Source organism: Stieleria magnilauensis (assembly GCA_007753675.1).
Taxonomy (GTDB): domain Bacteria; phylum Planctomycetota; class Planctomycetia; order Pirellulales; family Pirellulaceae; genus Stieleria; species Stieleria magnilauensis.
The window spans coordinates 6,854,552-6,866,912 of sequence record CP036432.1; the positions used below are offsets into that span (position 1 = coordinate 6,854,552).

At 60.4% G+C, this 12,361-nt stretch carries 7 protein-coding genes; 3 read left to right on the forward strand and 4 right to left on the reverse strand.

From position 1 onward, the window contains the following. The 4 genes from TBK1r_RS24540 to TBK1r_RS24555 all read right to left on the reverse strand — a co-directional run bounded on the left by TBK1r_RS24540 (position 1) and on the right by TBK1r_RS24555 (position 8,098). A complete protein-coding gene (locus TBK1r_RS24540; RefSeq protein WP_145216844.1) occupies positions 1 to 420 on the reverse strand; it encodes a hypothetical protein in 420 nt (139 codons plus the stop codon). 20 nt (positions 421 to 440) lie between these two features. Beyond that, complete coding sequence (locus TBK1r_RS24545; RefSeq protein WP_145216847.1) at positions 441 to 2,426, reverse strand: type VI secretion system Vgr family protein; 1,986 nt, start codon at positions 2,424 to 2,426, stop codon at positions 441 to 443. A gap of 184 nt (positions 2,427 to 2,610) precedes the next feature. After that, entirely contained in the window at positions 2,611 to 3,093 is a 483-nt protein-coding gene (locus tag TBK1r_RS24550; protein ID WP_095736237.1) for an Hcp family type VI secretion system effector, read from the reverse strand. A 202-nt stretch (positions 3,094 to 3,295) separates the two neighbouring features. Beyond that, positions 3,296 to 8,098 carry a hypothetical protein gene (locus TBK1r_RS24555; RefSeq protein WP_145216855.1) on the reverse strand — a complete coding sequence of 1,601 codons (4,803 nt, stop codon included), beginning with the start codon at positions 8,096 to 8,098 and terminating at the stop codon, positions 3,296 to 3,298. A gap of 182 nt (positions 8,099 to 8,280) precedes the next feature. On the opposite strand from TBK1r_RS24555, the gene tssK reads away from it, so the two are divergent. The 3 genes from tssK to TBK1r_RS24570 all read left to right on the forward strand — a co-directional run bounded on the left by tssK (position 8,281) and on the right by TBK1r_RS24570 (position 12,352). Further along, on the forward strand, positions 8,281 to 9,741 hold the full coding sequence (gene tssK / locus TBK1r_RS24560) for a type VI secretion system baseplate subunit TssK (protein ID WP_145216858.1): 1,461 nt from the start codon (positions 8,281 to 8,283) through the stop codon (positions 9,739 to 9,741). A 56-nt stretch (positions 9,742 to 9,797) separates the two neighbouring features. After that, positions 9,798 to 10,436 (forward strand): DotU family type IV/VI secretion system protein, encoded by a 639-nt coding sequence (locus TBK1r_RS24565; protein ID WP_095736234.1) that lies wholly within the window; start codon positions 9,798 to 9,800, stop codon positions 10,434 to 10,436. 233 nt (positions 10,437 to 10,669) lie between these two features. Beyond that, the gene (locus tag TBK1r_RS24570) at positions 10,670 to 12,352 is read left to right on the forward strand and encodes a type VI secretion protein IcmF/TssM N-terminal domain-containing protein (RefSeq protein ID WP_145216861.1); all 1,683 of its coding nucleotides are present in this window, start codon (positions 10,670 to 10,672) and stop codon (positions 12,350 to 12,352) included. Positions 12,353 to 12,361 lie beyond the last annotated feature (9 nt).

A 12,361-nucleotide genomic window follows, 5' to 3' on the forward strand; every position in this document is an offset into this window, starting at 1 on the left:
CTAACAGTTCACGCGCACGCGTTCCCCCGTCAGCCGCACATCATCGTTGGCCGTCACTTGAACATCTCCACGCTGCGATTCGATGCATTGGGTGTGGCCGCTGGAGTGCATCTTGCCGGCGCTTTTCAGGCTTAAATCGCCGTCGGTCGACAACGACAGGGAATCGCGGCCATGGATCGCGACGTGGCCGGCATCGAAGGCCAGCGTTCCATCAACGGAGACCTGTAGCCCCGCGCCGCCGAGCATCAGCACCGGCCCGGCCTCGGTGATCTGGATTTCCAGCCGGCATTTGCCGTCGACGGACATCAGGTGCAAGGTCTGTTGGTCGCCGTCGGTTTGCACTTGAATCGACTGGCCGTGCCGCAGCGGCAGCGTCGTTGCCTCGGCGGCGGAATCCGTCTTCGTGGACGTCTGTGTCATCAATTTCGCTGCCTGTAATCCTAGGAGTTGACCTTCACGACGGCGCCGGTGATGGTGACCGGGCCGGCGCCCATGACGTCCACCATCGGCCCAGAGATTTTGATTCCACTCGGTCCGATCTCGATCGACGACCCGCCGACGATCAGCCTGATCGCGGAGCCGGCATTGATTTCCAGCGCGGCTCCGACATTGAGTGTGTCCGACGCTCCGACTGACGTCGATCGACTGGCGCCGGTGTTATCCTCTTGCGATCCGGTCACGTTCAACGTCCGGTTGCCTCCGACGGTCGTGTCCCGATTGGAACCGACACTGAGGGACGAATTGGACCCGATGGTGACTTCTTGATTGGCGCCCACGTTCACGGTGCGGTTGGCACCGACGTTGATTTCTTGGTTGCTGCCGATACTGACCGCTTCGTCGACCGACACATCTCGGGTGCGGTTGTTGAGCACGTGTTCGCGGAGATCGTTTTCGATGGTCGAATCTTTATCGAACTGAGCGTGCTCGCGGATCAGTTCGTTGCCTTTGGTGTCGTCCATGACGTACTCGTTGTATCCGCCGCCGCCCTTGGTGCTGTTTGATTTCAGCCCGCTGATGTTCTTGGAATCGGGCAATCCGAAAGGCGGCATGTTTTGGGCGTGATAAACACGACCGGTGACCAGCGGTCGATCGGGATCGCCTTCGAGGAAACTGACGACGACTTCCTCGTCGATGCGAGGAATGCTGATGCCGCCGAAACCGGAACCGGCATGGACCTGCGAAACGCGGATCCAGCAACTGCTCTTGTCGTCTTTCTGGCCGTAGCGGTCCCAGTGGAACTGGCATTTCACGCGGCCGAATTCGTCCGGATAAATCTCCTCGCCCGGCGGACCGGTGACGATCGCCGTTTGCACGCCGCTGATGATCGGTTTGGCGGTGCTGCGTGGCGTTCGAAAAACGCGTGAAGACGGCAGGCAGGTGATCGAGTTGCGATAGGCCATGCCGCCGTCGCCGCCGGTCTCATAGGCCATCGGCTCGCTGGCGGAGTGCTGGATCGCGGTGATCACCACTTCGGCACCTTGTTCCTCGCTGTCGCGATGTTGATCGACGGTGAAGCGACCGCCGGCCTGGAAGGTTTTGCACAGGCTGGTCGCCGACACGATGTCATGACGCGTCTCTTCGGCCTCGATCCGCAACCGGGTTTCGCCGCCGCCGACGCCCTTGTCGGGATATTCGCCCGGATAGTCGTACATTTCGTAGTTGCCGACTTCAGGCAGATCGACGACGGTCCCCGTGTCGGTGATCAAATCATCGCTGGGGGTTTTAAAGTTGTAGTCACGTTGCACCCATTTCCCGGGCACAAATTCGTACTTGCGTTCCCAGCTGGTCAGGTGGTCGTCGATCGCGCGCGAGCCGATGTCATCGGGAAAATCGACTTCGGCTTCCGGCAGCGTGTAGTAACCGTCTTTGTGATCGGTGATCACCATTTGGTGAGCACCTTCGGAGTGTTTGAAATAATAAAAGATCCCTTCCTGTTCCATCAGCCGCGACAAGAAATTGAAATCGGTCTCACGGTACTGAACGCAGTATTCCCATTCCTTGTGATCGAGCAGGAAGTCCGACTTGTAATCGGCAAAGCTGTATTCACCGAGGACTTCATCGAGGATGTCGGGGACCTTGGTGTCTTGAAAGATTTTGCAGTCGCTGGTCTGGGTCAAGAACCACAGCCAAGGGACGACTTCGACGCGATAGTTGCGGCGGTCTTGTCCGTCGACGTCGCCGCGGGAGAGGCTTTTGACGAAACCGTGCCAGTGCCGCCGCGAGTTGTCGGCCAGTTCGACGCTCCAGCCGATGGCCGTACCGACGATGTCTTGGGGCTTGATGCCGGGGTCGTCGCTGATCATTTCCAATTGGTAACGAAACAGCCGCCCCATTTCTTCGCTGCCGGTGAACGACGTGAGCAATAGCACATCGCCACCGAGAACCGTGTTGAGATTCAGGAGCCGATTTTGCTGTTGAAGTGCCATGGCTCGGTCAAGGTGTGGTGTGTGATCAGGATGCTGGGGCGAGTGCAAGGTGAGCCGCCGCTACCCATCATGTCCCGGGCTCCGCCAGGGAACGAGTTGTCAGTGCGATCGCTGTGAACGCCAACGGGCCCGTTCGTCGCCGGGGACGAACGGACCGTTGTTAATCCGAACTCGGGAAGAGCGATCAAGATTCGCCTTCTTCGACCTTCCACGAGTACTCGACGTTGCCTTTCTTCTTGCCCTTGGAATCGTTCTCGGTGTAGGTCACCTTGATTTCTTCGAAGTTCAAGGAGAAGTCTTCGGTCGGCACCGATTCGCTTTGGCCGGCACCGCCGATGCTGTAGCTGGTCACCAACACATTGGTCAGTTCGTAGCGGTAGTACGTCACGCGTCCTGCGTCGGTATACGACGCGGTGACATCGATTTCGACCTTCGGATAGACCTTGCCCTTGCACACCGATTCGGCGATTTTCGGGCTCGATTTGTCCAGTTCCTTGGTGCACGAGATGTCTTCCATGATAACGTCGCCGCGACGCCGTGTCGCACCGGTGGCCGAACCGCCGGGTTGATGAACCGCTTGGCTGAACGACAGCAAGTCGCTCCACCCTTTGTGGTCCTTGTCTTTGCATTCGCCGTCAACGCCATCAAACTTAATGTAAGCAGCCATGATCAGTTCCTTACGTGGAGAGGATGGAAACCGGAAGTGTTTTGCGTGGGCGAATTCTCTCGCCGCCATGCACACTACCGTTCTCGACCCACCACCGGATTTGTTGCTTGATTCTGAGTTGAAATCTTGAAAATCCGAAATCACGTGTCAATCGAGGCAACGCAGGGAAAGCGATGGCGCCGGCTTCGCCACGACGATTCCGTTATTCCGTTTCAGCCTGATCAAGATTCAGCGACAGCGGTTTCGACTTCTTGGGCGTGGTGTCGATCTCCAAGTCTTTCCAGGTCAACGTCACGCTGGTGTTTTGTTTGGTCCCCTTAAATTTCAAGCTGTACTTGCCTTCGGGCAACGGCCCGAAATCGAAACGCTTGTCCTGACCCAGGATCGTTTTTTCTTTGCTGTTGACCGGTGCCGGGGCGGGGCTCAGGAACAACGTCCCGTTCATTCCCGCGCGCGTGTCGAGCACCCCGTGCAGCCAGCCCATCTTGACCTTCGGCGCAACCGGCCCCCCGCCGGGTGTATCAGCCGGTGTCGGCTTTTTCACGACCGTGATCGGATACCGATTGCTGCTCTCATTACCGGCCGCGTCGATGGCGCGCACGACGACGGCGTATTCGCCGGCGACTTGGAATTTGAACTGCGACTTGCCGGCCGGCAGGACGGCGGGCGAGGCCGGTGGGTCAAAGACGTGTTCGACTTGCTTGGTATTCGCGTTGCCGTCCTGAGTCGTGTCGAGCCCGATTTCCAGGCGTGAAATCCCCGCGGCTTTCGCCCCCAAGTCGCTGGCGGTGACGGAAAATTCCAGCGTCGCCCCGTCGTAGTAGGGGCCGCGTTGTCGCGGGGTGATGGCGATCAGATTCTTGTCCGGGGGCGTGGAATCGAGCACCGCCGTGATCGATGCGCTCTCCTGTTCAATATTGTCCAGTTTGAGCGTGGCCTCGATCGGAATGCGTTCATCGCGATAGCGGCCCTGGCTGAGTTCGACCTGGATGTCACTGACCTGGGTGGTCAGCGTGATGACGCCATCGCCGGACAGCGGGCTGGCCGTCGTGCGAATGAATCGATCGGTCTTGTAGCCGGTGAACCGACGGCCTTCGACATCCACCGCGACCTCGGGATCGCTGGTCCGCGTCAGGAAACCGAAATCCGCCTTGATCGTGGCGATCAACTGGTCGCCGTCACCCTTGAAATAAACTTCGTTCTCCGGCCAGTGGTACGACGTCGTCGGCTGCTCGGTGTTTCCCTGCGGTCGCCGGGTCAACGCGATCGAGCCGAATTTGATCTGGTTCTTCAGCTTGGCCGCACCGATGGCGCCCGGTTGGTGCTGGACGACGTGCTGAATCGCACGCGGCCAACCGTCGACATCGAGTCGGCACCAGGTTTCTCGATTGCGGCGAACCACGGGCACACGAAAGAACGCCTGTTTTCTGCCGGCTTGTGGATTGAGATCCACAAACAGACTGCGCGGGGGATCGCTGGTTTCGGCGCTGAAGTCCGACCACTGGTCATCCTGGACCCAACGCACGTTGACCGGCACCTTTTCCAATTGGGGCAAGGCATCGCGTGAAGCGTCGCCGTCGATGTCAAACTCCAACTCCACGTTCACTTCGACTTCGCCGTCGTTGTAGGACACGCTGGTGGTGACGTAATCGCTCGGCGCCCACGGCTTGGCGACCAAGCAGATGATCTGATCTTTCTCGGGCATGACGTTGTCATTGGCGTCGACCAACCGACACACCAATGCCATGCCGTGACTGATGTCGGTTTGCGTGTCGCCCGGCGTCGCCGGGGCTGAAGCAGCGGCCGGGGCCGCCGCAGCATCGGTCGACGATGCCGGAGCCCGGAAGTTCAACGCGACACGCTCGCCGTCGGCGGGAATCGCCAGCGTGCTGGGGCCTTTCAAAATCTGAGTCGGCAGCAAGAATTTTTCCAAGATCCGGCCCTTCTCGTCCAAGATGCCTCCCTCGGGGCTGGCATACAGATTGGCCGCGAAATCGGGCCAGTAGGCGGCGACCGTGTCCGGCATCGGCTTGGGCAGCTTGATCAGCCAGACCTTTGCCATGCACGCCTTGCCGGATTCGTTAAACAACTCGAATCGAAACGGCGTCTTTCGACTGTTGAAGGTCCGCAACCAGAGCCCGCCCGGCAGACTGCCTTCGTCGCTGAGCACCTCGCGGGAGCAACCGATCCCCGGCGGCGACGAAGCGACCAGCCGCAATCGATTTTCGCGTGGCAATTCGATCGGCAGGGAATGGATGCCGACGACGCCTTCGATTTCATCGCTCACCCGATCGGCGCGGATTTGCAGTTGAAGTTTCAAATCCACTCCCCGCTCGGCCAGCGTCGCCGGGCGAATCTCCAGCGGCAGATCACGGTACGAGTCGCCGTCGATGGTGATCGCCACCGACTCTCCCGGACGACTGGTCGCCATGCCGGGGTCTTTCCACAGCACCTCGGCGCGGGGTGGCCCAAAGTCATTGGACGAGCTGCGCAGATCGGCGCTGACCAATAGCCGAACCGGTTGGTCGCGGCCGGGATCAATGCGGAGGGTCAAGTTGCGGCGGTCTTGCATCGTTTCCAATCGCAGCACCGCCGAATCCCCCAGTTTCTGACCGCTGTCATCCAAGATCGTCACACTGGCAATACGGACGATGGGCTTGGCCGTGATGGCGTGCAAGATCGGTTGCTGGTCAGCGACGACGTTGACGCGCGGATCGATCCGCAGCGACGCCGCGAACCGGTCGGCAAACGCACCCGACTGGTCCTTTCCCTGTTCCAGGATGGCTTTCCAGCCGGCGGGATCGGTGGGACCGGCCGCGCTGTCACGCGGCTTTTCAAATTGCGCCAGGTCGGACCGATACTTCATCGTCACGTCGCGGCTGCGTTGCGACGGAGTGGGCAGGGCGAACACGACGTCGCTGAAATTGACCGTTCGCTCTTCCGTGTCGGTCGGGTCGAGCCGCGCGCTGTTGATCGCCGCCCTTAACCGTCGCCGCTGGTCGCCGGTCGGCAGCGGGCTCCGCAGCCAGGCCCAGGCGTTGCGATTCAGTTCCCAGGTGCGCGGCGGATCGTCGAGGGCAAACCCGGCCAGCAATTGATTGACAGCGCCCTCGACATTGCGATCGAACACGTTGATCGCCGAATGCAATCGAGACAGCTGGCGATCGAGTGTCCCCTGATCGGGTCGCTCGGCTCCATCGCCCTCAGCCAGCACCCGTTCGGCTTGCAGTGCGGCGTCGGCGATCCCCTGGTCGGGAATCGGGCCGCCGGCGATGGCCGCTTGGCGTTGGAATTCCAGCCACGACCAGAGCCGGGACCGCGCGACGGCAACGGCATGCTGCAGGGCATCGGCGGTGCGAAGTCGCCGATCGGGGCGCGTCGCGTCGCGCGCCGCCCGATGATTCAAGACCAGCCGTTTCAGTCGGCTGACAATGTCATCGGAGATGTTGTCGTTGATTCCGCCGGACGACGATTGCCCTTTGACGATTCGCTGCAGTTCCCGCAAGTCCTCAGCGACTTGCCGCGGCGTGGGGGTGGGAGACGCCGGGTCGAAATCTTTGATCTGACCGGCGAGCACCACGACCAGCAAGCGTCGCCACAGGTGCGGCGCCAGCGCGACCGGGCTGACGTCGGGTTCGCCGTCGGAACTGGCCAGGGGAATCGACTCGAATTGGTCGCGTCGGTCCCAGAACGTCATCTCGACCGCTGCGTCAGCGACATTTCCGGACGTGTTGCTGGCCGCGGACGAGTCCGCCGGCGCTGCCGATGGGTTCGCCGGTTGGTTCGAGGCGGCGGAGGGTGTCCCAGTGGTAGCGGCTGCAGGCGAGCCGTCGGTGGTTTGGCCATCGGTTGCCTGACCACCGGTTGCCTGACCGCCGGCACTGCCCGCCGCGGGCGACGCGTTTTCAGCTTTCGCCGCGTCGCCGCCTGCGGACTGCAGCACGACGGGAGTGGCTGTGATGCCGGAAGATCGTGATTGAGAAATCTTGTCGGCAAGGTCATCAGCGACCGCGCCGGAATCCTCCGGCGTTTCCTCCTCGCCGTCTTCTTCGTCCGCCGCCGGTTCGACCCGCGCGATCCAGACGTCCAAATCGCCGCGGGCCAACGCGTTCGGTTCGACGCGCCCGACACCGCCCCGCAGCAGCATCACGCGAGGGCTGTCGGTTTCGTTGTTGCGCGGCATGCGTCCGTATCGATCGGAGAAAAACGCACACAGCTCGTCGAGTTCGATTTTCAGATCCCGGTTCAGATCCGCGCCGCCCTGAATGCCGTCCAACAGCGTCTGCGTCGAAAGTGGCAAGTGAGTGTTCGCATCCCAACCGACGTTTTGCATCGGTCCGCGCGTCAGCAATACCCACAAGCGATCGGCCGACTCGCCGGGCAATTGCCGGATCGTTTCATCGAGGTGCGCAAAGACATCATCATTCCATTGACCCAACGACGGTTGGGCGGCCAGCGGTTCGGCGTCGATCACCACCAGCCGCGTGCCACCGAAGGAGCTGGACGCGACGGCCGCGAGCGGTTCCAAGATCTCCGTCAGCGGCAACAGGCCGTTGGGGGATTCCGGCGATGATCCGATCGCCAGATCGCTGCACGCCAGCGACGGTCGTTTTTCTCCGTCCAGCATCAGGTAGCCACGCAGCACGACCATCACAGTGTCGTCGGGGTCACTCAAATACTTCGACACGAGTTCGGTTTGCTGAAAGCTGCTGCGGATGACGTCACAGCTGCCACGCAAGTCGTTGGCCTGGAGCTGGGATTTCAACGCCGCACGGGCATTGGCGGCGAACATCGGCGGCGTGACGACATCGGTGTCGTAGTCGTTGGAAACCAGAATCGTGATCAGTTGCCGATTCGGCCCCGGCAACAACAGGTACACGAACAGCAACGTCAGAGCGATCGCGACCAGGGTCAGCAAGGCTTTGATCGTTTTCCGTTTTCCTGCCTGACCGCTATCGGCACGCCGCCACGATTGTCGCTCGCCGTATTTGCCTGAGGTGCTCATTGTGATGCGATCCAACGGAAGAAGACTGAACCCTACGGGAAAAGTTTACCTAGTGGGAACGATACCCGACACCTGCTAGAGTATCATCGTTGAGTGGAAATGATGGCAACGATGCGATTACTGACGGCAGATTACTGACAGCCCCGGTTTCTGACAGCCACGGTGAGGAGAACACTACAGCGATGCACAACGAGAGTGTTGCTTGGTTAGAGGGGATGTTTTTACGGCCCCATCATATGCAGGCCGCCGAACGGAGTATCGACGAGAATGCCAGACAGCACGTTGCGCTCGATCACGGGTACAACTACGGCATTCGGCAGATCAGTTTCAGCCGTGAAGCGATCGCCAACGGCCAGTTCGAATTGAGCGAATGCCAAGCCCGGCTTCGCGACGGCACCGTCATCTGGATCGACTCGGCCCAACAACCCGATCGTGTGGATTTGGGTAAGACAGGTGGATCTGTCAAGCGAAATCTGTCCGATGCGTTTGATCAGGTCGAATCGATCGACGTCTTTCTGGCCGTGCCAAAACTGCGGCTGGGACGTCCCAACACGCTGCCCGAGCGCGGCGGCCAGCATCGTTTTGTGGGGCTGCCCGGAACCGTCGCAGATGAAAACGCCGGCGGCAACGAGCAAGAGATTTCGTTGCGGACCTTGAACGTCCAGATCCTGCTGGGCACGGACAATCTGGCCGGTTACGAAACGCTGCCGATCGCGCGGATCAAACGTTCCGGTGCCGCCGAGGCCGCGCCGGAGCTGGACAACGAATACATTCCACCGGTGCTCGGCTGTGACGCCTGGCCGGAATTAGCGCGCGATTATGTACGGGCGGTCTACGACATCATCGGTCAAAAGATCGAAGTGCTCAGCTCGCAAGTGATCACGCGGGGCATCATGCAGGGGGCGCCCGAAGCCGGTGACATGAACCGGTTGCTGATGTTGACGGCGCTCAACTCCGGCTACGGGTCGCTGCGATCGCTGGCGTTCGCCCGTGGCGTCCACCCCCACGTCGCCTACACCGACCTCTGCCGGATTGTCGGATCGCTTTCCATTTTCCGCTCCGATCGTCGGCCCGGTGAAATCCCGCTGTACGACCATGACGATCTGGCGCGCATCTTCCGCTGGGTGCTCGAAGAGATCCGCTCACTGATCACGGAAGTCCAGGAGTACAAATTCGAGCGACGCGATTTCATCGGCGCCGGAAAAGGACAAGAAGTCCAGCTGGACCAAAAATGGATGAGCAAGGGTTGGGAATGGTACATTGGAGTGCAGCACGAGCGGATCACGGCGGCACAGTGTCGTGAATTGCTGGAAATCGGCCGACTGGACTGGAAACTGGGCAAAAGCGAGAAGGTCGATTTCATGTTCCGCTTTCGCCAAGACGGATTGAAAATCACCGAGACAAAAGCCCCACGCGCCCTTCCGCAAGGCGACAATTGGCTGTTTTATAGCGTCAATAAAAGCGGACCGGCCTGGGAAGACCTGCGATCGGACGACTCACCGCGGTTGGGCGTCCGTTTCAAGGAAGCGTTGATTGCGAATTTGGCGACGCTGCAGGGAAAGAAGGAATTGCAAATCAACGTGGACGGAATCGAAGGCACGCTCAAACTGAGTTTGTTCGCCGTCCCCACCGCTGAAGACTGAGACCGTTTGCCGCTGTTACGCTTTTCACCTTCGCCTCGGATCAACCCTTCTCCTCCATGTCGCCAGAATTCGCCGCCGCCGTTGACCCCGTCTTCATGTACGTTTCGTCCGTCGTGGATGAAATCGAGGCGAATAAGAATCCGAGTCCGGAAGACACCAGCGCCAAGATCCGCGGCCTGCTCGACAACGCCGAAAACATGCTCGGACGGCGGCCCGATTGGGAACTGGCCAAATACGCACTGGTCGCCTGGGTCGACGATTTGCTGATCGAAGCCGCCTGGGACGGCAGCAAGTGGTGGGAGCAGAACCGGCTGGAATTTCAAATCTTTAAAAGCACCAGCGCGTTTTCCAAGTTCTACGAGCAGAGCCAAAAGGCCACCGAGCTGCCCCAGAAGGACGCGTTGGAAGTGTTTTACGTCTGCGTCGTGCTGGGGTTTCGCGGGCTTTACGCAGACCCCGAAGCGACCGCCCAACACGAACACTTCGGCGTGCCGGCGTCGCTGGACGAATGGGCGCGACGGACCGGCATGGCCATTCAATTGGGACAGGGCCGACCGCCGATCCTGGAACAAGGACGCCCCGGCCAAGGGGCTCCGCCGCTGGAAGGCAAGTACCTGTTGATCAGCTCGGTGATCTGTTGCGTGCTGTTGGCCGCTGTCGCCATCGGAATCGGAAAAATGTTAGTGTGGCCGTAGTGGGGAGTTGGGAGACAAGGAGACAAGGAGACAAGTAGGTAGGGCATGCTGTGCATGCCGATTGTCAGATGTAGGGCATGCTGTGCATGCCGATTGTCAGATGTAGGGCATGCTGTGCATGCCAATCGTCAGAGGTAGGGCATGCGGTGCATGCCAATCGTCACGCACCGCGTGACCGACAAATGTTTTTGAGGTTTACTCGTTTTGATGATTGAAGATCGGAGTCGATAACGATGGGCAGCGCGATACGAAGCTTCGTCGACGCGGTCTTGTACCCGTTTCGCATGTTGGCGCAGATCCCCAGCAGCGTGATCAGTTCGCCCAAGCGGATTCTCGGCCTGTCGTTGCAGGCGCGGGCCGCCTGGCTGCTGTTCTTCGGCTTGCTGCTGGTCGCGATCATCTGGGCCATTATTCGTTTTTATACCGACCAGACCGAGCAGAAGGCGAGCTTCTACTGGCGTGAGTTGCCGGCGATCTTTTTGCTGGTCATCGCGATTCCGATCGTCGTTTGGTTCGCACTCAAGCTGTGGCTCGAAGGCGAACCGTCGGCGTTTCCCGATATCGACCGCGCCTGGGAGACGGCGTTGACCGCGATGGAGGAACAATCGATTGATCCGTCCGAGACGCCGATCTTCTTGATCGCCGGACCGGGGACGGTCGAATCGGTCAACTCCTTCATGGCGACTTCCAACACACAGTTCCCCGTGCGGGCGCCGCTGGGACCGGCTCCGATCCATGTGTTCGCCAACCAGCAGGCGATCTATGTGGTGTGCACCGAGTGTTGTCAGCTGAGCAAATTGCTCGGTTCGCCGCGTGACTCGACGATCGTTCCCGGACAAATGCCCGGCGCCCCTCAGCCGTTCCAGGCCGATCGGACGATGGACGTCAGCACGATGGGACAGAATCCCGCCGCGCTGCGTCCGCCGATGCCGCCCGCCGGCGGCAACGCCTCGGCCTATTCGGCCGATGTTCGAAACACGATCGCCGGGCTGAACATTCCCGTGCCGCCCCAAAACCAGGGCGCCGACATGCGGGGCACGATGATGGTCGGTGACCTGTCCGGCGGCGTGAAAAACCCGATGCAACCGCAAGGCGGTGGAATCGCCAGCGCGATCCTGACGCCCAGCGACGCCAGTCTGGCGACGGCGCGGCTCGCTTACCTGTGTCGGCTGTTTCGCCGCTTGCGCGATCCACTGTGCCCGATCAATGGCGTCATCGTCTCGACACCGTTCCGGTTCCTGGCCGACGGATCACAAGACATCGTCAACCAGATCTTGATCGCATTGAAAGCCGATTTGGCGTGCCTGCGCGGGTCGTTGCGGATTCGCTGCAGTGTCACCCACGTCGTCGATTCGATGGAAATGGAAACCGGGTTCCGCGAACTGGTCCGACGCGTCGGCGCCGAACGGTCGTCGGTGCAACGATTCGGCAAGGGATACGGATTGTGGAACCTGCCGACGGCGCCGCAGCTGGATGCCGTCGTCAAACATGCCTGCGGGGCATTTGAGGATTGGTCGTACTTGCTATTTCGCGAAGGCGACGGGCTGAGCAAACCCGGCAACCGTCATCTGTATTCGCTGCTGTGCCGGATCCGGTCGACGTTTCAACCCCGTTTGGCGCACTTGATCAAATCGGCCTACGCCATCAACTCCGCCGGCCCGCATCTCAGTGACGGCGAACCGCTGCTGTTCAGCGGTTGTTACTTCGTCGCCACCGGCGCGATGCCGGACCGCCAAGCGTTTCTGGCCAGCGTGTTCAAAAAGGCGACCAACGAAGAAGAGGAATTGGAATGGGGCAGCGAAGCGCTCGCCGAGGAAGATCGGATGCAGACCGGGGTTCGCATCCTGATGGTGATCAACGGCGTCCTCGTGGCGACGATCGTGGGGCTGTTGATTTGGTACTTTAACGCGGAGTGAATGTGGTCC